Origin of the sequence: Halomicrobium sp. HM KBTZ05, from assembly GCF_041530035.1 — an archaeon.
GTDB lineage: Archaea > Halobacteriota > Halobacteria > Halobacteriales > Haloarculaceae > Halomicrobium.
Genome location: NZ_CP168057.1, coordinates 458,759 through 480,361, shown reverse-complemented (window position 1 = coordinate 480,361; position 21,603 = coordinate 458,759). Strand labels below are relative to the sequence as shown.

General features: G+C 66.8%; 20 protein-coding genes and 1 tRNA gene. 11 read left to right on the top strand and 10 right to left on the bottom strand.

Annotated features, from left to right (window positions below):
- Nucleotides 1-58: 58 nt before the first annotated feature.
- The 6 genes from ACAH01_RS02515 to ACAH01_RS02490 all read left to right on the top strand — a co-directional run bounded on the left by ACAH01_RS02515 (nucleotide 59) and on the right by ACAH01_RS02490 (nucleotide 4,395).
- Nucleotides 59-1,819, top strand: a complete 1,761-nt coding sequence (locus ACAH01_RS02515) for a nitrite/sulfite reductase (RefSeq protein ID WP_170092688.1) — start codon at nucleotides 59-61, stop codon at nucleotides 1,817-1,819.
- A 219-nt stretch (nucleotides 1,820-2,038) separates the two neighbouring features.
- Nucleotides 2,039-2,302: a hypothetical protein gene (locus ACAH01_RS02510; protein WP_170092689.1), complete on the top strand. Its 264-nt coding sequence runs from the start codon at nucleotides 2,039-2,041 to the stop codon at nucleotides 2,300-2,302.
- Nucleotides 2,303-2,461: 159 nt separating this feature from the next.
- Nucleotides 2,462-2,746, top strand: a complete 285-nt coding sequence (locus tag ACAH01_RS02505) for a DUF6360 family protein (protein ID WP_153554563.1) — start codon at nucleotides 2,462-2,464, stop codon at nucleotides 2,744-2,746.
- Between the two features lie 68 nt (nucleotides 2,747-2,814).
- The gene (locus ACAH01_RS02500; RefSeq protein WP_170092691.1) at nucleotides 2,815-3,117 is read left to right on the top strand and encodes a CPCC family cysteine-rich protein; all 303 of its coding nucleotides are present in this window, start codon (nucleotides 2,815-2,817) and stop codon (nucleotides 3,115-3,117) included.
- Between the two features lie 79 nt (nucleotides 3,118-3,196).
- Complete coding sequence (locus ACAH01_RS02495) at nucleotides 3,197-4,036, top strand: aldo/keto reductase (RefSeq protein WP_372480131.1); 840 nt, start codon at nucleotides 3,197-3,199, stop codon at nucleotides 4,034-4,036.
- 104 nt (nucleotides 4,037-4,140) lie between these two features.
- Complete coding sequence (locus ACAH01_RS02490) at nucleotides 4,141-4,395, top strand: hypothetical protein (RefSeq protein WP_372480130.1); 255 nt, start codon at nucleotides 4,141-4,143, stop codon at nucleotides 4,393-4,395.
- Between the two features lie 66 nt (nucleotides 4,396-4,461).
- Here ACAH01_RS02490 and ACAH01_RS02485 read toward each other — a convergent pair whose 3' ends face one another.
- The 6 genes from ACAH01_RS02485 to ACAH01_RS02460 form a co-directional block, all read right to left on the bottom strand.
- Nucleotides 4,462-4,800, bottom strand: coding sequence for a hypothetical protein (locus ACAH01_RS02485; protein WP_153554567.1), 339 nt, complete (start codon nucleotides 4,798-4,800; stop codon nucleotides 4,462-4,464).
- A 110-nt stretch (nucleotides 4,801-4,910) separates the two neighbouring features.
- Nucleotides 4,911-4,982, bottom strand: a tRNA-Ala gene (locus ACAH01_RS02480).
- 179 nt (nucleotides 4,983-5,161) lie between these two features.
- Complete coding sequence (gene rpsJ / locus ACAH01_RS02475) at nucleotides 5,162-5,473, bottom strand: 30S ribosomal protein S10 (RefSeq protein WP_012808023.1); 312 nt, start codon at nucleotides 5,471-5,473, stop codon at nucleotides 5,162-5,164.
- A gap of 3 nt (nucleotides 5,474-5,476) precedes the next feature.
- Nucleotides 5,477-6,739: a translation elongation factor EF-1 subunit alpha gene (gene tuf, locus ACAH01_RS02470; RefSeq protein ID WP_372480129.1), complete on the bottom strand. Its 1,263-nt coding sequence runs from the start codon at nucleotides 6,737-6,739 to the stop codon at nucleotides 5,477-5,479.
- Nucleotides 6,740-6,988: 249 nt separating this feature from the next.
- Nucleotides 6,989-7,939: a homoserine dehydrogenase gene (locus ACAH01_RS02465; protein ID WP_170092724.1), complete on the bottom strand. Its 951-nt coding sequence runs from the start codon at nucleotides 7,937-7,939 to the stop codon at nucleotides 6,989-6,991.
- Nucleotides 7,936-8,469, bottom strand: a complete 534-nt coding sequence (locus ACAH01_RS02460) for an amino acid-binding protein (RefSeq protein ID WP_012808026.1) — start codon at nucleotides 8,467-8,469, stop codon at nucleotides 7,936-7,938. The genes ACAH01_RS02465 and ACAH01_RS02460 overlap by 4 nt, the downstream gene beginning before the upstream one ends.
- Nucleotides 8,470-8,821: 352 nt before the next feature.
- On the opposite strand from ACAH01_RS02460, the gene ACAH01_RS02455 reads away from it, so the two are divergent.
- The 4 genes from ACAH01_RS02455 to ACAH01_RS02440 all read left to right on the top strand — a co-directional run bounded on the left by ACAH01_RS02455 (nucleotide 8,822) and on the right by ACAH01_RS02440 (nucleotide 16,070).
- Nucleotides 8,822-10,681, top strand: coding sequence for a tail fiber domain-containing protein (locus ACAH01_RS02455; protein ID WP_372480128.1), 1,860 nt, complete (start codon nucleotides 8,822-8,824; stop codon nucleotides 10,679-10,681).
- Nucleotides 10,682-10,924: 243 nt separating this feature from the next.
- Complete coding sequence (locus ACAH01_RS02450; protein ID WP_372480127.1) at nucleotides 10,925-13,807, top strand: histidine kinase N-terminal 7TM domain-containing protein; 2,883 nt, start codon at nucleotides 10,925-10,927, stop codon at nucleotides 13,805-13,807.
- Complete coding sequence (locus ACAH01_RS02445) at nucleotides 13,804-15,663, top strand: ATP-binding protein (protein WP_372480126.1); 1,860 nt, start codon at nucleotides 13,804-13,806, stop codon at nucleotides 15,661-15,663. Before ACAH01_RS02450 ends, ACAH01_RS02445 begins: the two co-directional genes overlap by 4 nt.
- Before the next feature lie 50 nt (nucleotides 15,664-15,713).
- Nucleotides 15,714-16,070 carry a VOC family protein gene (locus ACAH01_RS02440; protein WP_372480125.1) on the top strand — a complete coding sequence of 119 codons (357 nt, stop codon included), beginning with the start codon at nucleotides 15,714-15,716 and terminating at the stop codon, nucleotides 16,068-16,070.
- Nucleotides 16,071-16,271: 201 nt separating this feature from the next.
- Here the strand turns inward: ACAH01_RS02440 and ACAH01_RS02435 are convergent, their stop codons facing one another.
- The gene (locus ACAH01_RS02435; RefSeq protein ID WP_170092729.1) at nucleotides 16,272-18,461 is read right to left on the bottom strand and encodes an elongation factor EF-2; all 2,190 of its coding nucleotides are present in this window, start codon (nucleotides 18,459-18,461) and stop codon (nucleotides 16,272-16,274) included.
- 248 nt (nucleotides 18,462-18,709) lie between these two features.
- On the opposite strand from ACAH01_RS02435, the gene ACAH01_RS02430 reads away from it, so the two are divergent.
- The gene (locus ACAH01_RS02430; RefSeq protein WP_170092730.1) at nucleotides 18,710-19,462 is read left to right on the top strand and encodes a DUF5781 family protein; all 753 of its coding nucleotides are present in this window, start codon (nucleotides 18,710-18,712) and stop codon (nucleotides 19,460-19,462) included.
- 6 nt (nucleotides 19,463-19,468) lie between these two features.
- Here the strand turns inward: ACAH01_RS02430 and ACAH01_RS02425 are convergent, their stop codons facing one another.
- From ACAH01_RS02425 to ACAH01_RS02415, 3 genes are read right to left on the bottom strand one after another with little or no spacing between them, the layout of a single operon-like run.
- Entirely contained in the window at nucleotides 19,469-20,245 is a 777-nt protein-coding gene (locus tag ACAH01_RS02425; RefSeq protein ID WP_372480124.1) for an energy-coupling factor transporter transmembrane protein EcfT, read from the bottom strand.
- Nucleotides 20,239-20,943, bottom strand: coding sequence for an energy-coupling factor ABC transporter ATP-binding protein (locus ACAH01_RS02420; protein ID WP_372480123.1), 705 nt, complete (start codon nucleotides 20,941-20,943; stop codon nucleotides 20,239-20,241). Before ACAH01_RS02420 ends, ACAH01_RS02425 begins: the two co-directional genes overlap by 7 nt.
- Nucleotides 20,940-21,524, bottom strand: coding sequence for a biotin transporter BioY (locus ACAH01_RS02415; RefSeq protein WP_372480122.1), 585 nt, complete (start codon nucleotides 21,522-21,524; stop codon nucleotides 20,940-20,942). The genes ACAH01_RS02420 and ACAH01_RS02415 overlap by 4 nt, the downstream gene beginning before the upstream one ends.
- Nucleotides 21,525-21,603 lie beyond the last annotated feature (79 nt).

Sequence of the window (21,603 nt, the reverse complement as noted above, 5' to 3'; positions counted from 1 at the left end):
CCTTGTCGAGAAGGCGTGTTGTATATGGGTGGGTCCCAAGAATAGAGGTACACTAACCATGCCGACGAAAGTCGAGAACTGGAAAGACGAGGTGTACGGCAACGAGATCCGTGACCACCTCATGGAGTTTGCCGAAGAGGGTTGGGACGCAATTCCTGAGGACGAACACGACGCCTGGTTCGAGCGCTTCAAGTGGTGGGGCCTGTACCACCAACGCTCCGGCCAAGAGTCGTACTTCATGATGCGGATCGGGACACCGAACGGCGTCATCGAGCCCGGACAGCTGGAAGTGATCGCGGAGGTCGCCGACAAGTACGCCCGCGGCCCCGAGGAGAACCCGGAGTTCGGTGACGCCTACTGTGACTGGACGACCCGCCAGTCGATCCAGCTCCACTGGATCAAAATCGAGGACATTCCGGAGATCTTCGAACTGCTCGAATCTGTCGGTCTCTCGACCCAGCAGGCCTGTGGTGACTCCTGGCGGAACATCGTCGGCTGTCCCGTCGCCGGCAAGGACAAACACGAACACATCGACGCCTGGCCGATCGCCGAAGACCTCCACGAGACGTTCAAGGGCGACGACGACTACGCGAACCTCCCGCGCAAGTGGAAGGTCTCGGTCACGGGCTGCGATCAGGGCTGTGGCCAGGGCGACATCAACGACCTCGCCTACGAGCCAGCCGAGAAGGACGGCGAACTCGGCTTCAACGTCCGCGTCGGCGGCGGCCTCTCCCGAAAGGAGCCCCGCCTCGCCCGCGACATCGACGTGTGGGTCCCCCCGGAGAAGGCGGCCGACATCGGTCACGGGATGTCCGCACTGTTCCGCGAGTACGGCGACCGCGACGACCGATTCAACGCCCGCATCAAGTTCCTCATGGACGAGTGGGGTCCCGAGAAGATGCGGTCGGTCCTCCAGGAGGAGTTCGTCGACTTCGAGCTTCCGCGGGCCGGCGAGGACATGCGCGACCAGTACACCTACAACGCCGGCGGCAACGAACACGGCGACCACGTGGGCGTCCACGAACAGCCCGACGGCAACTACTACGTCGGCCTGAACGTCCTCGTCGGTCGGATGGGCGTCGACGACGTGTACGAACTGGCCGAACTCGCCGAGGAGTACGGTTCCGGCGAGGTCCGGCTGACCCAGCGCCAGAACGTCATCGTCACGGACGTCGACAGTGACCGCCTCGACGCGTTCCTCGACGAGCCGCTGCTGGAGGACTACTCGCCCGACCCCCACCCGTTCATGCGGGGCTCGATCGCCTGTACGGGGACGGAGTTTTGCTCGCTGTCGATCGTCGAGACCAAGAACCGACAGGTCCGCTACGCCCGCTGGCTCAAGGACAACGTCTCGCTGCCCGAGGGTGTCGAGGACTTCCACATCCACCTCTCGGGCTGTACGGCGTCCTGTGCCCAGCCCCAGATCGCCGACATCTCGCTGCGGGGTATGAAGACCCGCAAGGACGGCGAGCCGGTCGAGGCATTCGACATCGGCCTCGGCGGCGGCCTCGGAGAGAACCCCCACTTCGCCGACTGGGTCGAGATGCGCGTCGCCGCCGACGAAGTGCCGGGCTACATCGAGAATCTCCTCGACGCCTTCGAGGCCGAGCGCGAGGGCGACGAGACCTTCCGCGAGTTCGTCGCGGACCGCGACGAGGAGGCCCTACAGTCCCTGGCAGACCCCGAAGAGACCGGCTACGACGATCCGTACCTGGGCAACACGAAGATGACCTGGTACCCCTACGCCGAGGACAGCGACATGCAGTCCTCGCCGGCACCGACCGACGCCAACGACGAGCCGCTGCCGTCCGACGACTGATACCGTCGGCTGTCCATCTGTGACCGATTTCGCCTGGGGTGGCGAATTTCTCCACGAAGGGACAGCCAACAGTACGAGACGAGTCGCCGGAGTCCCCTCGTCGACGGTGTACCATCGTCGTCGTTCGTCCGTGCGACCAGCGCGGAGAGACGATCGCGCTGGACGGGCTCGTCAGTGCGTTGCCCCAGTGCTTTTGTACTGGCCCGCGAACGCTCTAGCATGGGATCTGACGGCGGTCGGAGCAACCTCAAGACGATCGCGCTGGGCCTCGCGGTGCTTTTCGTGCCCGCACTGATCATCGTCGCGACCCTGGAGTTTCTGATTCTCACCGGCGATCTCGTGTTGAACGAGCTGACGCCGCTCCAGCTCGTCGAGTTATATCTCATCGACCTCGTGCTGTTCGCTGGCGGCGCGTACCTCCTCTATCGACTCTTGCTGTACTCGATCGGAGGCCCGCTCGGCGGCACGGACGACGAGGAGTGATACTGCCGGCTGTCACTTCGTGAAGAGCTTCGCCACCCCGGGGTGGCGAAATCGTTCACAGATTTACAGCCGGTAGTATGAGTCGCCGTCGATCGTGCAGTGTCGACGACGGATCGGCAGTCACCGACGCTATAAGTCCGAGCCACTACTGTGTAGCATATGGTCGATCGGATCATGCGGGTCAACGCGTACACGACCTTCGACCTGCTGGAAGGACACGTCGAGGGACACGGCTTCGAGGAAGACGCCTACGCCGTGTTGAACGTCAGTACGGACACGCGTGAGGACCCCGACGCCGTCGAGGTACAACTGGAGATGGACAACACCGAGGTCGACGCCGTGGAGCCTCACGCCGACACCGTGTCGCTGTCGCCGGCCGAGGCTCGCGAGATGGCCGCCGAGTTAGAGAAGTACGCCAGCAAGGTCGAAGCCAGCGAGGAGTAGCACGGATCTGGCACGGACCGGTAGAACGATCCCGTGGTTCTTTGGTGTGTCGTGACATACCGCAGAGTATGTCGACGGATTCGCCCGGAAACCCTGCCTCCCGCGAGCTGGGCTTTTGCCCGTGTTGTGGCTACCGGACACTGCCGGAGGGCCAGCCCGGTTCCTACGAGGTCTGTCCGGTGTGTCACTGGCTCGACGACCCCGTCCAGTTCGGCGACGCCGAGTACGTCAGCGACACCAACCACGTCTCGCTCAGCGACGCCCGCAGCAACTTCGAGAAACACGGAGCCTGCACGCCCGAGGCCGCAGACCAGACTAAGACGCCCGCCGACGCGCCACGTGACCCGAACTGGCCCTACGCCGAGGAGTGACCGGCATCGAGGCCGTGAGACGGTGTCCCGTTCGCTGCATGCACAACGATTAACACCACGTGTACTCCCATCCTAGACGATGTCGCATCCAACGCGTACGCTCCCGAGCGGTGACGAGCTTCCGATCGTCGGCGTCGGCACCTGGAACATCGACGGCGACACGCTCCGTGATTCGGTCCGGGCCGGACTGGACGCGGGCTACACCCACGTCGACACCGCGGAGGGGTACAAAAACGAAGACGAGATCGGCGACGTGCTGGCCGACTACGACCGTGAGGAACTGTTTCTCACCTCGAAGGTCCTCCCCAAGAACCTCGACTACGAGTCGGTGATCGCCTCGTGTGAGGCCTCGCTGGAGCGACTCGGGACCGACTACCTCGATCTCTATCTCGTCCACTGGCCCAACCCCGCGATCTCGCTGCGCGAGACGATGAACGCGATGGCGACGCTACACGACCGCGGACTGATCCGAAACGTCGGCGTCTCGAACTTCAGCGCCTACCAGCTCAGCTGTGCCCACCACGTCAGCGACGTTCCCATCGCGGTCAACCAGATCGAGTTCCACCCCTACCTCCAGCGGCCCGACCTCGTCGACTACTGCCGCGAGACCGACACCGTGATCGAGGCCGCCGCCCCCCTCGCCCGGACGGAGATTTTCGACGACCCAGTGGTTCAGGAACTGGCCGAGACCTACGATAAGTCGACAGCACAGATCGTCCTGAAGTGGGCCGTCGAACAGGACGTGGTCGTCCTCCCCAAATCGTCCTCGCCCGAACACGTCCGCCAAAACGGCGCGCTGTTCGACTGGGAGCTGGCCGCCGAGGACCGCGAGCGCCTCGACGACCGGGACCGCGACCAGCCCGTCTACGACCATCCCGCTCGCGACTGGACCGGCGACACGTACGGCATCTCCCAGTAACTGGCACCGCTGCGACGAGTCCACGCCGAGACGAGTCGGAGTCGTCGCACTCGTCTGACCGTCGATCCCAAGCGATAGGTGAGTGGCACTCTCAGCCCCCGGTGATGGACGCCGACATCGACACCGCCGCCGAAGACCCACCACTGGGACTGCTCGCCGTCGCCGTCGTCGGTCTCCTGCTCACTGCGGCGGGCGCGCTCGCCTTCGTCCTCAACCTGGTGGGCACCAGCGATATCGTCCTCGGGGTCGTCCCCGCCCTGACGCCGCTGTTCGATCTGGCGCTGTTGGTCACCGTTCTGGGCGTCGCCCTGTTCCTGTTCGCGATGACCGAGTGGAGCCCGGATCTCGACACCCGATAGCTCCACTCCGACCGACGAGAAGAGAGTGACCGGAGCGACGGACCTCGCCACAGACACGCGACGGTATCAGTACCGGACAGTGTCGTCGACCCGCTCCCAGTCCGGTGCCTCGACGAGCGTCCCAAGCGCGTCGTCCAGTTCGGACCGCGTCGCTCCGTAGAATCGTTCTCGGCCCACGGGCGTCCGCACCCGAACGAGATCCGTGTGATCCGTCACGTGGAACAGCGACAGCGTCCACGGCCTGTTCGTACAGTCCCACCTGCTGTGTACCGTCGCCTCGTCGTCCGCGACGACACGCGCCCCCAGCTCCCAGCTCAGCCGCGTCAGAATCGGGAGCTCGAACGGCACGGCGTCGGGAAGAGTAGCGCTGTCTTCGTCGCCGGGTCGAGCGCTATGAGCAGCCATACCACGCTATCGGACAGCTGTGAGTAAAAGCGTAGCTATTCGCCGACGATCAAGGGCGGCGCTGTGTCGGACGACGAGAGAACGACTGATGGAGCGAAGCGACGGAAGAATGGACTCGCCGGGATTTGAACCCGGGGCCTCTTCCTTGCGAAGGAAGCGATCTACCACTGATCTACGAGCCCGCGTTGGCCACTCGCGCGCGGAACGGTTTAAACCCTGCGCGTGAGAGTGGCGTTCGGGAATCCGTCACACAGTGTCGGACGCCGAACGCTGGTTCGAAGCGGACGCGGCGTCGTGGCCGCGTTCAGTCCCGAAAGGCGGCGACGCCGTCTTTCGACCTTCGGACTCGCTGAGCGAGTCCTCAGTCCTCGAGGACGATCTCGATTGAGACGTCGTTCGGGACCTGGATCCGCATGAGCTGGCGCAGTGCTCGTTCGTCGGCGTCGATGTCGATGAGTCGCTTGTGGACGCGCATCTCCCAGTGTTCCCACGTCGCGGTCCCTTCGCCGTCGGGGGACTTGCGGGTGGGGACTTCCAGCGTCTTGGTCGGCAGCGGGACGGGGCCCGAGAGCTCGACGCCGGTCTTGTTCGCGATCTCGCGAACGTCACCGCAGATGTCGTCGAGGTCTTCGGGGCTGGTCCCTGCCAGCCGGACGCGTGCCTGTTGGGACATGCGTTATCGCTCGTCCACGTCGAGGACTTTCCCAGCTGCGATGGTCTGACCCATGTCGCGGATGGCGAAGCTCCCGAGCTCCGGGATCTCGCCCGAGGGCTCGATGCTGAGGGGCTTCTGGGGTCGGATGGTGACGACCGCGGCGTCGCCGTTCTGGATGAAGTCCGGGTTCTCCTCGGCGACCTCGCCGGAGGACGGGTCGATCTTCTGGTCGATGGACTCGATCGTACAGGCGACCTGTGCGGTGTGAGCGTGGAAGACCGGGGTGTAGCCGGCCGTGATCACGGACGGGTGCTGCATGACGACGATCTGGGCCTGGAAGGTTTCGGCGACCGTCGGCGGGTCGTCGGCCGGGCCACAGACGTCACCGCGGCGGATGTCGTCCTTGCCGATGCCACGGACGTTGAACCCGACGTTGTCGCCGGGCTCTGCCTTGGGCACCTCTTCGTGGTGCATCTCGACGGTCTTGACCTCGCCGCCCACGTCGCTGGGCTGGAAGGAGACGTTGTCGCCGACGTTCAGGATACCGGTCTCGACACGGCCGACCGGCACCGTACCGATGCCGTCGATCGTGTAAACGTCCTGGATCGGGAGGCGCAGCGGTGCGTCCGTCGGCGGCTCCGGCTCGGGCAGGTCGTTGAGTGCTTCGAGCAGGATGTCGCCGTCGTACCAGTCGGTGTTGTCCGACTCCTCGGCGATGTTGTCGCCTTCGAACGCGGAGATCGGGATGAAGCTGGCGTCCTCGGTACCGAAGCGGACCTGGTTGAGCAGGTCCTCGACCTCGGAGACGACCTGGTTGTAGTCGGACTCGCTGTAGTCGACGAGGTCCATCTTGTTGACGCCGACGATGAGCTCGCCGATGCCCAGCGTGCGTGCCAGGAAGACGTGCTCGCGAGTCTGGGGCGCGACACCGTCGTCAGCGGCGACGACGAGGACTGCGTTGTCGGCCTGGCTCGCGCCGGTGATCATGTTCTTGACGAAGTCGCGGTGACCAGGACAGTCGACGATGGTGAAGTCGTAGGCGTCCGTGCTGAACTCCTGGTGGGCGATGTCGATGGTGACACCGCGTTCGCGCTCTTCGGCGAGGTTGTCCATGACGTAGGCGAACTCGAAGCCGCCCTTGCCCTTCTCCTCGGCTTCTTCCTTGTGCTGTTCGATGACGTGCTCGGGGACGGACCCTGTCTCGTAGAGGAGTCGTCCGACGAGCGTACTCTTTCCGTGGTCGACGTGGCCGATGATGGCCAGGTTCTGGTGTCGGTCGCTCATTGTTGTATCTCACGCGCAGAGGCGCTATATCGGAGTCTTTGCGCGGTAGTTCATAAAACGATTTCGAAAGCGTCCGTAGGCCGTCCCGACGCCGTCCTGCGATTTGGCACGCGGTGACACGGGCCGAGCCCCGTTCGCGGCCCGCTCACACCACCGGAATCGGGGCCGATCGGGGGACAGAGGTGCCCCTGAGGTGCCCAGAGAGCGCGCGCGACACGACCAACCGGGTGGCGAGAAAGAGGAGGTCGGCTACTCGGGAAGTCGCCCGACGTCGGCCAGGACCGCACTCGCCGTCTCGGGGCCGCCGGCACCGCGACCCGAGATGTTGAGTCGTCCGGCGTGTTCCGTTTCGAGCTGGACGATGTTGCGCGTCCCGGAGACGGAGAGCGCGGCGTTTTCCGGAACCAGCCGCGGGCCGACGCGAACGTCGCCGTCGGCGACCTCGCCGATGAGGCGGATCGTGCGGCCGTCTTCCTGTGCGAGTTCGAGGGCGCTGCCGGGGATCGAGCTGATCCCCTCGACCGTGGCGTCGTCGAGCGTGTACTCGCGTCGCTCGCCCGCGAGGACGTTCGCGACGATGACACACTTCAGGGCGGCGTCGGTGCCCTCGACGTCGAACGTGGGGTCGGCCTCGGCGACGCCGAGATCCTGGGCCTCGGCGAGGACGTGTTCGTAGCCCAGGCCCTCGGCGGCCATCCGCGAGAGGATGAAGTTCGCCGTCCCGTTGAGGACGCCCCGCGCCGCGGTGATGTGTTCGGGGTCGAAGTCGTCGATCGTCGACAGGACGGGCATCGCACCGCCGACAGTCGCCTCGAAGAGCACGTCGCCCGCGCTCTCGCGTTCGAGCGCGCGCACGTCGGCGTACCGTTCTGCGACGGGGCCCTTGTTCGCGAGGACGACGTGACGGTCCCGCTCCAGTGCGGCCTCGACGTGACCGAAGCCGGGCTGGGCGTCGCCGAGCGTCGTCGGCGTGGCTTCGACGAGGGCGTCGTACTCCGCTTCGAGAGCGGTCTCGGGCCGGGCCGATCCGACCGTCCCGTCGGCCTCTTTGGCAGCGAGGGCCGCGTCGACGTCGATCCCGTCGGCGTCGACGACTGCCCCACTGGAGTCGGCCAGTGCGGTCACGGTGTGGCCGTAATCGCCCGCGAGTTCCGCGACCGATCGGCCCACCGCACCGGCACCGAGGACTGCGAGTTTCACGCGTCACCACCCGCCGTCAGCGGCTCGACGACAGTCAGTTCCTTCTCGGCGGCGATCTCTCGGACCGCCGCCAGCGCGTTGTCGGCGTTGCCCGCCTCGGTGGCGAGACGGAGTCGTGCGCTCGATACGTCTTCGGTGCCTTCCGGGGCCGACAGCGACAGGTCGGTGACCGTTGCCTCGGTGGCTTCCTGGATGTGTGAGAGCGTGTGAGAGAGGTCCGTGTTCACCAGGTGACCCGAGAGGACGATCGTCAGCGCCTCGCTGTAGCGCTCCGCGCCGGCCTGGATGATGTTGAAGTTCTCCGCCTGGAGGGCCTCGACGATGTCCTCGAACCGCTCGGGCGTGGCCTCCAGGTCGACCTCCACGGGGATGTGTCCCCGTGGCGTCATGTTCCCACGCTCGTGGAAGATAGAGAGGAGGTTGCCGCCGTTGTCGGCGATCGGGTGGAGCGCCCGGAGCAGTTCGCCGGGTTCGTCGACCAGTTCGAGCCGGACTGTGTAGGCTCGAACCTCGTCCTGCGAGTCGCTCATCGACCGCTCACCTCCTTCTGGATACTGCCGCTCATTGTGCAAGCACACGAACCGCGTGCTATAAGAAACCGTCCGTTCGCCGTCGACAGCCAGCGTCCAATCACCCAAGAACGGTCGTGCCGACGGTGAGACAGACGACCCCGATATCGATTTAACGGACAGTACTGCCAGAATCGGCCGGTGCCAGACCGAACACTTGAGGCTTTCGCCAGAACATTCATCATGCTGCTTGGAAACTCTTCACAGGGATGGCGCGAACGACGACCACAGAGAGACGGGTCCGGGATCACGGGCGGGGAGGAGACCGAGGCGAATCGAAACCACGCAGTCGGCGGCTACCGGAGACACCGGGATGACGACGGACGACCTCCGTCGGCGAGTCGAACGACTGGAGGCGATGGTCGCGACGGCGGACGACGAGCCAGAGGGTGAAGACGGTCTGACGCGTCGGACGATACTGAAGGGGCTGGGACTCGTCGGCGTCGGCAGCTACGCCGTCGGGAAGGCACGGGCTGATCCACAGGGCCAGCTCGGGACCGACACCGATCCGGTCGCGACCGTCTACGCCCAGCAGCTCCACGGCGGCCTGACGAGCAACACGGCGGTGAGTTCACTGCTGGGGCCGGGGCTGGGGATCGACAGCGGCTCGCTGTCGGCCGACGTGACCGGCGCGACGAGTACGGGTTCCGGCACCGACATCTACACCGGGACGACCGACAGGGACCTGCAGCTCCGATCGCTCGTCGGGGGCACGAACGTCTCGCTGTCGAGCGCCAGCGGAGCGGTCACGATCGACGCGACGGCCGGCTCGTCGGTGTGGAGCGATCCGGACGCGGACGATCTCCTCGAACCGACCAGCTCGTACACGGGGATCGATCTGAGTGGCGTCAGCAACCCGCGGGTCGTGACGCCCTGGATCGGCACCACGACGGCGACGGCGTTCGAGGCCTTCGTCGGCACCACCCGCGTCGCCCGGTTCACACCGACCGGAACCGACGGAAACACCGAAACGGCCGCGGGCAACGTCCTGCTGGGTCAGTACGCCCAGATCGGTGACGGGGCGACGGGCGTCGCGGTCGGCGGCGGCGGCAGCCCGACCAACAGTCACGAGAACGTCGCCTACGACAACTACGGGACGATCAGCGGCGGCCAGAACAACACGGTCGGGAGCAACGACGGCGATCCGGTGACGGCGGCCCACGCGACGATCGGTGGGGGCTACAGCAACACCGCTTCGAGCGAGTACGCGACGATTGCCGGCGGAACGGCCAACACCGCGTCTGCCAAGTCCGTGGCCGTCGGTGGCGGCAACGACAACACCAGTTCGGGCAACTACGCGGCCGTCGCGGGTGGCTACTCCAACAGTGCGAACAGCCAGTACGGGACGATCGGTGGCGGGTCGACGAACACCGCGTCGGGCCAGCACGCGACGGTCGGCGGCGGAAACAGCAACACGGCCGGCGGCGACCAGTCGACCGTCGACGGCGGGCAGAACAACAGCGCAACGGGACCGTACGCGGCGGTTCCCGGCGGCCAGAGCAACGCGGCCGCTGGGAGTCACTCGCTTGCGGCCGGCCGTCGCGCGGCGGCCAACGACGCCGGGGCGTTCGTCTGGGCAGACAGTCAGGACGCCGACTTCGCGTCCGACACCGACTACAACGGCTCCGGCGTGACCGGAACCGACACGTTCCACGTCCGGGCGCAAAACGGTGCCCGCATCGTCAACGGGGCCGGAACGACCTACATTCCGAGCGGGTCGACCGGGTGGACGGCGACGTCGACCAGAGCGGCGAAGACGAACTTCCAGCCGATCGATCCCGACAGCGTCCTCGACGGCGTCCGCTCGCTGGACGTGGCCACCTGGGAGTACAAGACCAGCGACGGCGAGGCCGCCGGAGTCGAGCACATGGGTCCGACCGCCGAGGCGTTCGACGACGCCTTCGGTCTCGGAGAGAGCGAGCGCCACATCAACTCCATCAACGCCGACGGCGTCGCCCTGGCGGCGATCCAGGGACTCGCAGACCGGGCCGACGAGCTGGCGGGCGAACTCGAACGGAGAGACGAACGCATCGACGAACTCGAAGGACGGCTCGCCGAACGAGACGAACAGGTCGACGAGCTGGCGGACGAACTCGAACGGAGAGACGAACGCATCGACGAACTGGAGGCGCGACTGGACGATCTCGAAGCGCTCGTACAACAGGGTGACTGAGACTGACAGCTGTCCGAACATTGCAGGACGGTTGCAGGGTAGTCTCTCGATTGATAACAATTGCCAATGCTTATAAGTCCGAACGGACGCGTAGTCACTGGTAGCACTATCGACGCTGTCGCGGCGTCGTGTCGGGGTTCTTGCCGACGAAGCCGGCGGGACCGTGACGGCCGACCAGAGAGAACGTACGACTGCGTCGGCGAACCACGCCGACCGCGGCGACAACTGGGATGACCGAATTACATGGAATCATGCACTCGTCGGGCAGTTGTCGCCGGGACGCTCGTCGCGGTGGTCCTCGTCTGGAGCGGACTCGTCCCGCTGTCGGCCGGAGCCGCGAGCGTCTCCGGTCTCGACTGCCAACCGGGGAGCGAGGGGGCCGTCTTCGCGACCGACAGCGGCCTCGAAGCAGTGTACGACGGCGAGACGCTGGACGGCAATCCGTTCGTCGACGACACCACGCTCGCGTTCCCGAACGTCACCGTCAGTGCGACTGACACCGCGTCGCTTCGCATCGTCGCAGCGACCGACGACGGCGTCTGCCTGCGCTCGATCGAACCCACCAGTGCACCGCTCCGGGTGACGCCGGACGCCGGTGAGACCGTCGTCGTTCGCGATTCGCTGGTGAACCTGAGCTACGGCTCGTTTCAGTACGCACGCTCGGCCGGCGGCGTCGATCTGGCGTACAACGCCAGCGCGCCAGCCGAGATCACGGTCGAGGACGGAGACCTCTCTGCCGGACGCACCGTCGAGGCCGTCGACGCCGACAGCGGGACGCAACTGACGACCGGAACCGTCGGTGCCGACAACACGGTCGACCTCCAGTTGCCGGCGGGACACCGGACCGTGGATCTACAATACGCGTCGACACAGACGGCGACGGCCACGTCGACCGTCCAGCCGGCCGCGACGGCGACTCCGACAGCGACGGACACCGCGACTCCGACGGCAACGACAATGGACACCACGACTCCGACGGCAACGACAACGGACACCACGACGCCGACGGCGACCACGGCGCGGACGCAGACACCGACCGCGACGGCGACTCCGACCGCGGGGGAGACGCCACCAGACAGCGACTCGGACACGGGCGGTTCGTCGGCCGACGACGACACTGCGACGCCGACTCCGACGCCGGACAGCACCCGGACGGCGACCGAGACCGCGACGCCCGCGAACGCCACGGAGTTCACCGTCCCGGAGTGGACCGGCGAGCTGGTGGCCTACGAGCCGACGCCACAGACCCAGCACGTCGGCGGCCTGCTCCCGTTGACGGTGTCGCTGTGGGGACTCGCCCTGTGGCTCGTGATCGCCCGTCGAGGACCCGAGACGCGCTTGCTCGCGCTCGTCCTCGTCGTCGCCTCCGTGCGAGCGACGAGCGATCTGACCCAGATCGTGCTCGACGGCTTCGTCGGCGTCGAAGCCCCGCTCGCGACGCTCAATCTCCTGCTTGAGTTCGCGACGGCGGTGCTGTTTGCCGGCTTCGCCGTCCAGTACGCCGACCTCGGCGAGCGCAGGACCCGGCACGCGAAACGCGCCCTCGGTGTGCTCGGGGCAGTCGGAGCCACCGCCGTCCTGACGAACCCTCTCCACGGACAGGTCTTTACCGACGCGGCCGTCGCAGCCGGCCCCTTCACCTACGTGACGGCCAGCGTCGGTCCGGTCGGCTGGCTCCTGTTCGCACTCACGACCGGGCTGGTCGCTGCCGGGGGCGTGCTCGTCGCTCGAACCTTCGTCGTCGGCTCGCCGCGAGGAGCCTGGCGACCGGTCGCCGTCATCGGGATCGGACTCGCCGTCGCGGTCGGCATCGCGGTCCTCGACGTGCTGGAACTGGGACCGGTGACCGGCTACGACTACAGTGCGACCGGCGTCAACTACTTCCTCCTGGCGACGACCGTCTCGCTGCTGGGCTACGGCTTCCAGCGGCTCAAGCCCAGCGGGCAGCGCTCGATCGTGGCCGACCTCGACGACGCGATCGTCATCCTCGACGACGCCTGGCGGGTCGTCGAGTGGAACGGGGCCGCCGAAGAGATCGTCCCGGAGCTGTCGACCGGGCGCTCGTTCGACGCCGTCTTCTCCGAGCCCCTGGCGCGCCCGACCGTCGATCAGACGGTCACCCGGGAGATGAGCCTACAGGTCGATCGGTGGGTGACCGACCGCGAAGCCGACGCCGAGTCGCCGACCGACAGTGACGACCGGACGGACGGAGACTCGGACGGCCAGACGACGGTGGAAGCCACCGACCGAGCCGAGACAACAGATCCCGGTGCGAACGAGACACAGCCGGACAGCGCCGCCGAAGCCCACGGCGAGCCGCCCGAGACCGAGCGACGCCACTTCATCGTCAACGCACGGGCGGTGACGACCGAGACCAGCAACGTGATCGGTTACACGGTCCGGTTCGCGGACGTGACGGCGCTGAAGCGCCACATGTCTCAGCTCGAGCGTCGCAACGAGCAGCTCGATCAGTTCGCTGGCGCTGTCACGCAGGATCTGCGCGGCCCGCTGGCCGAGGCACGCGAGGAGACGGAGCGTGTGCGAGCGGTGCTGGTGGACGCCGACGAGCCCGAGGCTGTCGACCGACGGGCACTCACGACTGCACTCGGTTCGATCGACGCGGCGCTGAACCGGATGGCCCAGCTCGTCGAAGACATCCTCGGACTGGCTCGCGACCGAGAGTTACAGACCGATCCGGAACCGATCCCGTTCGACGCGATCGTCGAGTCGGTCTGGGACCGCTTCGATCCGGAGGCGGCTACCCTCTCGGTCGAGGCCACCGGCGAGATCAGCGCCGACCGCGAGCACCTCGATCGACTCCTCGCCGTGCTGGTCCGGAACGCGATCCAGCACGGCGGCGAAGGGGTCACCGTCCGCGTCGGTCTCGACGACGACGGCTTCTACGTGGCCGACGACGGCCCCGGTATCGACTCGTCGGTCCGAGACCGCGCGTTCGAGGCGGGCGTGACGACCCGCGACGCTGCGGCCGGTCTCGGGCTCACGATGGCCCGACAGCGGGCCGCGGCCCACGGGTGGGAGATCGCACTCGACGGCGACGCGGCGGGGACGAAGATCGTCGTCAGCGGCTGTGAGACGGAGCTACCGTCGGAGGTGGTCGACGAATGACCGGCGGCGGGCTGTCCCGAGCGGTCGCGACGGCGCTGTCCGAGCTGCGGTTCGACTACGCCCCGTCGCTCCAGACCCAGCACCTCCTGCTGTTTGCCACGATGACTCTCGTCACCGTCGGGCTGGCCTACTGGATCACGCGAACCAGACAGACGAGGGGGGCACACCTTTTCGCGCTCACGCTCGTCGTGCTCGGGGCCCGGCTGGCCTCGGACGTCGCCCACGGGCTCGTCGGCGAGCTCTGGCCGGTCCTGGAGGTGCTGGTCGCGCTGAACCCGGTCCTCGAACTGGGGCTGCTGGTGCTGTTCGTGCGCTTTGCCGGCCGTTACGCCGGTGTCGAGCGGGTGGGGTCCGACCGGGCACGTCGAGCGATGGGCGGCCTCGTCGCCGTGGCGGCGATCGCGATCGCGACCAACCCCGTCCACGGACTGGTGTTCGACGCCGTCCGGCAGGTGTCGAGCCCGTTCACCCACGTCGTCGTCGAGCGTGGCGTCCTCGGGTTCGGCCTGCTGGGGGTCAACGCCGTCCTGTTGCTCGCCGCTGCCGGCCTGCTCGCGTACGCGGTGACGACGGGGTTCCGGCCGGCGTGGTGGCCGGCGATCGTCCTCTCGATCGCGGTCTCGGTCGCGATCGTGGTGATCGCCCTCCAGCTTCGCGTCGGCGGGGCACTGTACCAGTACGACTACACGGCGATCGGATACGCCGGGTTCTTCTTCCTGACGACGCTGGCGCTGGTCGAGCACGGCCTGCGCCGCATCGAGGTCGTCGCACGCGAGGAGATCCTCGACGACATCGACGACGCCGTCGTCCTGCTGGACACCGACGGCACCGTCGTCACGACGAACGCCGCCGCCGAGGGGCTGTTCGGGACGCTCGACGGTGCGGAGGGGTTCCTGGATCGGTTCGACGAACTCGGGAGCGAGCAGCTGGACGGCGACCGAGAACGGACCGCCATCACGATCGACCCCGAGACGACCGAGTGGGACACGCTCCGGAACACGACCAGGACCGCAGGGCGGGGGCCGCGGCACTTCCTCGTCTCCACCGAGTACGTCACCACGCAGACGACGCGGGTCATCGGCCACGTCGTCCGGTTCGTCGAGACGACGGAGCTCGAACGCCGCTCGCGGGAGCTCGAACGCAAGAACGACCAGCTCGACCAGTTCGCAAGCACCGTCTCTCACGACCTGCGCAACCCCCTGAACGTCGCGACTGGCTACCTCCAGATGGCGACCGAGGCCGTCGATCCCGACGACAGCGGGGCCTTCGACGTCGCGGCGGCGCTGACCTACCTCGACAAGGTCGAGGTGTCACTCGACCGGATGGCGACGATCATCGACGACATTCTGGCGCTGATCGACAACGCCGACCCGGTGACCGACACCGAGGCCGTCGACTTCGATTCGGTCGTCTCGGCCGCCTGGTCGACCGTCGACACCCGGTCGGCGACGCTCGAACGGAGCGGCGAGGGGACGATCGAGGCCGACGAGACACGTCTCCAGCGCCTGCTGGAGAACCTGTTTCGCAACGCCGTCGACCACGTCGGCGACGAGGTCACGATCGAGGTCGGGCTGACCGGGGACGGCTTCTACGTGGCCGACGACGGCCCCGGAATCCCCGAGGACGAACGCGAGCAGATCTTCGAACACGGCTACACGACCGGCGACGAGGGGACCGGACTGGGCCTGTCGATCGTCCAGCAACTCGCCGAGGCCCACGGGTGGACGGTCTCGCTCGATCCCGACGCCGACGGCGCGAAGTTCGTCGTCGAGGGCTGTGCGACGACACGCCGTCCGGCACAGACGACGGAGTCGACCGAGCCCGAGCGGCGACACCGTCCCGAACGAGAGCGGTGATCGATACCGGTGTCGACAGCCTTTTTTCCCCGGCGCAATGATTGCTGTGCATGACAGAGCTTCAGTTTATTACCTTCGCTTGTGACGCACCGGAGCGACTGGCGACGTTCTGGGAAGCCGCACTCGACGGCGAACGCCGCGACACCGAGGTCCCCGAGACGGCACTCGTCGACCGCCCCGGCGACGGCCCTGCTCTCCTCTTCAAGCGACTGCAGTCCGGCACGAAGTGGCGGATGGCGCTCCACCTCGATCTGTCGGTCGAAGACAGAGCCGAGAGCGTCGAGCGACTCTGTGAACTCGGGGCGACCGTCCGCGAGACGAAGACGGAACACCACGACGGGACGACCGCCGAGTGGACAGTGCTGGAAGATCCCGAAGGCAACGCCTTCTGCGTGTCCGAGTACTGACTGTCGAAGCAGGTGTCCCGCGGTCCGGCCGCGGTTTCACGGTCTGATCAGCGCTCTGACGAGCGATCGTTCGCTGGCAGTCGGGCTTTTTTCGCCACCGGGAGAGCCAGCTCTCCCGAGTCACTTCGCACCACTCAGTGAGACCGCGTTTTTCGAGGAGCGGTCGCCGGAGGCGACCCGACGCCGAAAGAGGTGGTTTGCCTAGAAGTAGTCGATCGTCTCGGGCAGTTCGAGCTTCATGCCCTTGCGGGTGCGGATCTCGTCGATCTTGTCGGGCTGGAGGTTGTCGGCCATGACCTGGAAGCCGGCGTTCTCGGTGTTCCAGGAGGCACGGCCCTCGGTCGCCGAGCGGATGTCCGAGGAGAAGCCGATCATCTCGTCGACGGGCGCGACGCCCTCGACGACCATCAGGTCGCCTTCCTGGTACATGTCGTCGACGCGGCCACGACGGCCCTGGATCTCGCCGGAGGCAGCGCCCATGTGCTCGTTGGGCACGTCGATGCGGACGTTCTGGATCGGCTCCAGGAGGCGGATCTCGGCGTCGATCAGGGAGTTGTGGACGGCCTCGCGCATGGCCGGGATGACCTGTGCGGGACCGCGGTGGATGGCGTCCTCGTGGAGGCGGGCGTCGTGGAGGCGGATGAGCGATCCCTGGACCGGCTCTGCGGCCAGCGGACCGTCGTTGAGCGCCTCTTCGAGGCCCTCGATGAGCAGCTCCATCGTCTCGTTGAGGTGCTGGATCCCCTTCGTGTCGTCGATGAAGACGTTCGTCCCGTGGATGTGCTCGACGTTCTGGGACGTCTCCTTCTCCATGCCGGCTTCCTGCAGCGCTTCACGGCGCTCCAGTTCGGGCATGTCCATGGAGGCGTCGCCGAGCTTGATGGCGTCGACGATGTCCTGTTCGAGCGGTTCGACGCTGATGTAGAAGCGGTTGTGGCGGTTCGGCGAGATGCCCTCGACCTCGCGGGAGGCCTGCTGGGGTGCCTCGCGGTAGACGACGATCGGTTCGCCGGTGTTGACCGGGATGCCCTGGTTGCGCTCGATGCGCTGGGTCTGGACTTCGAGGTGGAGTTCGCCCTGCCCGGAGATGAGGTGCTCGCCGGTGTCCTCGTTGATCTCGATCTGGATGGTCGGGTCCTCCTTGGAGACCTGTCGGAGCGTCTCGATGAGCTTGGGCAGGTCGTCCATGTTCTTGGCCTCGATGGACTTCGTGATGACCGGCTCGGAGATGTGGTCGATAGACTCGAAGGGAGTCATCTCGACGCTGGAGACGGTAGAACCGGCGATGGCGTCCTTGAGGCCGGTGACGGCGGCGATGTTGCCGGCCGGCACTTCCTCCACTTCCTCGCGTTCGCCGCCCATGTAGATCCCGACGCTCTGGACGCGGTTCTTGCCCGCGGTCCCGGAGACGTACAGCTCCTGGCCCTTCTCCAGGGTGCCGGAGAAGACACGACCGGCGGCGATCTCGCCCGCGTGGGGGTCGACGCCGATGTCGGTGACCATCAGGACGATCTCTCCGTCCTCGTCGACGAGCTTCATGCTCTCTGCGACCTCGGAGTCGGCGTCGCCACGCCAGATGCGCGGGATACGACGGGGCTGGGCGTCGATCGGGTTCGGGAAGTGCTCACAGACCATGTCGAGCACGACGTCCGACAGCGGCGTCCGCTCGTGGAGCTCCTGGCGCTTGTCGGCGCGTTCGAGTTCCATGATCTCGCCGAAGTCCATCCCGGTCCGCTGCATCGAGGGCATGGAGACGCCCCACTTGTACAGCGCAGAGCCGAAGCCGACAGTCCCTTCCTCGACGGAGACCGTCCAGTCCTCGTCGATGTCGTCCATCTCCTCGGTCATGCCCCGGATGAGCTCGTTCACGTCGGCGATGACGCTCATCAGGCGCTTTTGCATCTCCTCGGGCCCCTCCTGCAGCTCGGAGATGAGTCGGTCGACCTTGTTGATGAACAGCGTCGGCTTGACACCCTCGCGGAGTGCCTGTCGGAGGACGGTCTCGGTCTGGGGCATCGCGCCCTCGACCGCGTCGACGACCACGAGCGCGCCGTCGACGGCGCGCATCGCTCGGGTCACGTCACCGCCGAAGTCGACGTGGCCCGGCGTGTCGATGAGGTTGATGAGGTGGTTGGTGTCCTCGTACTCGTGGGTCATCGAGACGTTCGCCGCGTCGATGGTGATCCCACGCTCTTGCTCGTCCTCTTCGGTGTCCATCGCGAGCTGCTCGCCTGCGGTGTCGTCCGAGATCATCCCGGCACCGGCCAGCAGGTTGTCCGTCAGCGTCGTCTTCCCGTGGTCGACGTGTGCCGCGATAGCGATATTCCGGATGTGCTCCGGAGTGTTCATCAGTGTCTCGCATTCCTGTACAATTTTCTTACGTCGGCCCATTATACGGCATAGTATCAACAGCACCGTCAAAAGAGTGCTGTTTCGGTCTGAGTGCGTCAATTCGGAGCACGACGACCGGAACCCACCAGGGAGCGAGTGCGACGACGAGACCGAGACGGTGTGTTCCGCCGTCGAGGCGGAGAGTACAGAAGCCGACGCTCGTCGGCGTCGATCCGTGCTGGGACGACGATCGCCAGGTTCGGACAGCCGACAGCCTCATACGCAGAGAGCGCGTGGTAGGAACACACATGGACGTCCACGTTCGGGGTGGTCCAGCCGCGCCGTTTCTCAGTGCCGCCGACCTGTTCGCCACCGAGTACGAGATCGACGGCGACGTGACGGTCCGCGTCCGCGACGATCCGAACGAACGGACCCGCGTGAGCCACGACGAGGAGAGCCACTGTCTGACGATCTCACGGCAGGCGGCGACGAGCGCGATGGCCCGCGAGCTGGCGCTGCACGAGTTCGCGCACATGCACCGCTACGAAGAATCTCACCCCTCACACACCCAGTCGACGCGAGAGGCGATCTACCTGGCGCTGGCGGGCCAGAGCGTCGAGCGACGCACCCTCTCACACTGCTACCAGATCGCCAACCACATGAAAGACATCTACGCCGACGACGTGTGGCTCGACGTGGTGCCGGCGGACAAACTCGTCGCCTTCCTCGAATCGAGTCTCGCGGCCGCCGTCGCGGACTCCCCGCGAGAGCGGGGCACCTGGGACCGACTGACCCCCGCGACAGACCCCGACATCAACGCCGTCAACGCCGCCTTCGCGCTGGCGCTGGTCGAGCGCCACGACCTCGTCGGCCCGGAGCATCCGATCTACGACCTCGCTCACGCCGCCGCCGAGGACGCCCCACAGGTCGGTTTCGAGGAGTTTAAACGGCGATTCCGCACGCTGGCTCGCGACACCGACGAGAGCGAGTACCGCAAGGCACTGGTCGACGTGACTCGGGCCTACGCGGTCGCGAGCAACGGCGACAGCGCCGCCGACTGATACGGTTCAGTGGAGATGCTGACCGGCGATCGTCGCCACGCGGTAGACGATCACCGGGAAACCGCTCCAAAAACCCGTACGAACCAGCGGCGACAGCGCCAACACGACACCGAGCCCGGCGACCGGATAGTCCATCCGACCGAACGTCAGTGCCGGTAGCGTCGGGTTCCAGGCGAAACAGCGGGCCCGCAGCGCGACTGCCAGCCGGTCGGAGCGAGCCAGCGCCCGATCGATTCCCTGGACCGCGAGTCGTCGTGCCCGGTCCGTCACCGGCCGGTCGGCCCCGCCGCGGGCCACCATCGCCGTCCGGATCCGCCGGAGATCGGACACGACGAGCGGGAAGAACCTGACGACCAGTCCCGTGCCGACGCCGAGCAACTGACCGGCTCGTCCGGGGACGAGGCGTTCGACGGCACCACGGGTCGCGCGCACGGGCGTCGTGTAGACGTAGACGGCACTGACGGCCAGCACCGGCGGGATTCTGGCGACGGCCCGAAGCGAGGTCAGCGCCGGTTCGACACGAAACCACGGCGGTCCGATCGCGATGCCGGCGATCACCGGCCCCAGCGCGAGCACGAGGAAGACGACCCAGTAGGCCCTGGCGACTCGCCGGGGATCGAGTCGACCGGCGAGCAGTGCGAGCGCGGCCAGCGCGTAGACGCCGGCCAGCCAAGAGAGAGTCGTGTCCGCGAAGGCGGCGACGGCGAACCCGGCCTGAAAACACAGCTTCGATCGCGGATCGAGTCGGTGGGCGAACGTCTCGCCTGGTCGGTAGCTCAGCATCGTGGATCACGGACGCCGACGCCATCCAGTTCGTCGAGCACCGCCGAGGGCGGCCCGTCGAGTGCGATCTCGCCGTCGACCAGAGCCACGATGCGATCGGCGATCTCGGTCAGGTCCCGCAGGTCGTGCGTGACGACGACGACGCTGGTCTCGCCGTTCGAGAGAGTCGCGAGGTGATCGAGGACCGAGCGACGCGCCGCCAGATCGAGGCCGGTCAGGGGCTCGTCGAGCACGAGGTGGGCGGGTTCCATCGCGAGCGCCCCGGCGATTGCCACCCGGGCCTGCTCCCCGCCAGAGAGGTCGGCGATCCGGCTCTGGCGCTCGCCGGTGAGTCCGACCGCGGCGAGCGCGCGATCGACGCGGTCGTCGATCTCCGACCGTTCGAGGCCGAGGTTCTCCGGCCCGAAGGCCACGTCCGCGCCGACGGTGGCGGCGACGAACTGGTCGCGGGGGTGCTGGAACACCATGCCGACGCTCGTCCGGGCCGTGACCGGCGCTTCGTGTGCGTCGTGGCCGTCGACCTCGACGGTCCCCGCCTCGGGCGTCAACAGGGCGTTGAACTGCCGGACGAGCGTCGTCTTGCCGGAGCCGTTTGGCCCCACCAGCAAGACGCTCTCGCCGTCGTCGATCGTCAGGTCGACGTCGTCGAGGACGACCACGCCACCCCGACGAGCCGTCAGGCCCCTGACGGCGATCATTCACGGACGAGGTAGCCACCGCGTACGATCGCGATCGCGACGGCGACCTTCAGGAGGTCGAAGGGAACGTACGGTGCCATGGTCGCGGCGGCCCGTTGCACCGACAGTCCGAGAGCCCAGGACATCCACGGGACGCCGACGGCGTAGATGACGACGACCGCGGCCACCAACGCGAGCACCTGGGTCGCCAGGCCGATCGTCTCCAGCGACCGAGGCGTAGTCCGCCGATGGGCGATCCCACCCGCGATGACAGCCCCGAGCAGGAACCCCACGAGGAAGCCACCGGTCCCCTGCCCGACGAGGACGTAGCCAAGTCCCGCGTTCCAGTTCGAGAAGACGGGAGCGCCAGCGATCCCCACCAGCAGGTACAGCGCGAGTGCCAGCCCGCCCCACAGCGGCCCCAGCAAGAGGCCGGCGAAGAATGCGCCGAAGGGCTGGAGTGAGAACGGTGGCAACGATCCCGGCAGCGGGATTGACACCTGTGCCAGCGCCGCCGTCAACGCCGCCAGCAGCACTGCCGTCGCGAAGTGCTCGACCGTCTCGTCGCCGACGAGGGCGACAGAATCGTGTTGCTGTGCCATATCGTGGCTTGCTACGTCAACAGAGATATACCCGGTGGTTTACGACGCCGTCACAGGGGTGGCGTCGCCAGTGCCGGCC

Bases quoted from the DNA above. Each gene is read 5' to 3' on its own strand.
- ACAH01_RS02515 (WP_170092688.1), top strand. From the start codon at position 59: ATGCCGACGAAAGTCGAGAACTGGAAAGACGAGGTGTACGGCAACGAG.
- ACAH01_RS02510 (WP_170092689.1), top strand. From the start codon at position 2,039: ATGGGATCTGACGGCGGTCGGAGCAACCTCAAGACGATCGCGCTGGGC.
- ACAH01_RS02505 (WP_153554563.1), top strand. From the start codon at position 2,462: ATGGTCGATCGGATCATGCGGGTCAACGCGTACACGACCTTCGACCTG.
- ACAH01_RS02500 (WP_170092691.1), top strand. From the start codon at position 2,815: ATGTCGACGGATTCGCCCGGAAACCCTGCCTCCCGCGAGCTGGGCTTT.
- ACAH01_RS02495 (WP_372480131.1), top strand. From the start codon at position 3,197: ATGTCGCATCCAACGCGTACGCTCCCGAGCGGTGACGAGCTTCCGATC.
- ACAH01_RS02490 (WP_372480130.1), top strand. From the start codon at position 4,141: ATGGACGCCGACATCGACACCGCCGCCGAAGACCCACCACTGGGACTG.
- ACAH01_RS02485 (WP_153554567.1), bottom strand. From the start codon at position 4,800: ATGGCTGCTCATAGCGCTCGACCCGGCGACGAAGACAGCGCTACTCTT.
- rpsJ (WP_012808023.1), bottom strand. From the start codon at position 5,473: ATGTCCCAACAGGCACGCGTCCGGCTGGCAGGGACCAGCCCCGAAGAC.
- tuf (WP_372480129.1), bottom strand. From the start codon at position 6,739: ATGAGCGACCGACACCAGAACCTGGCCATCATCGGCCACGTCGACCAC.
- ACAH01_RS02460 (WP_012808026.1), bottom strand. From the start codon at position 8,469: ATGAGCGACTCGCAGGACGAGGTTCGAGCCTACACAGTCCGGCTCGAA.
- ACAH01_RS02455 (WP_372480128.1), top strand. From the start codon at position 8,822: ATGACGACGGACGACCTCCGTCGGCGAGTCGAACGACTGGAGGCGATG.
- ACAH01_RS02450 (WP_372480127.1), top strand. From the start codon at position 10,925: ATGGAATCATGCACTCGTCGGGCAGTTGTCGCCGGGACGCTCGTCGCG.
- ACAH01_RS02445 (WP_372480126.1), top strand. From the start codon at position 13,804: ATGACCGGCGGCGGGCTGTCCCGAGCGGTCGCGACGGCGCTGTCCGAG.
- ACAH01_RS02440 (WP_372480125.1), top strand. From the start codon at position 15,714: ATGACAGAGCTTCAGTTTATTACCTTCGCTTGTGACGCACCGGAGCGA.
- ACAH01_RS02435 (WP_170092729.1), bottom strand. From the start codon at position 18,461: ATGGGCCGACGTAAGAAAATTGTACAGGAATGCGAGACACTGATGAAC.
- ACAH01_RS02430 (WP_170092730.1), top strand. From the start codon at position 18,710: ATGGACGTCCACGTTCGGGGTGGTCCAGCCGCGCCGTTTCTCAGTGCC.
- ACAH01_RS02425 (WP_372480124.1), bottom strand. From the start codon at position 20,245: ATGCTGAGCTACCGACCAGGCGAGACGTTCGCCCACCGACTCGATCCG.
- ACAH01_RS02420 (WP_372480123.1), bottom strand. From the start codon at position 20,943: ATGATCGCCGTCAGGGGCCTGACGGCTCGTCGGGGTGGCGTGGTCGTC.
- ACAH01_RS02415 (WP_372480122.1), bottom strand. From the start codon at position 21,524: ATGGCACAGCAACACGATTCTGTCGCCCTCGTCGGCGACGAGACGGTC.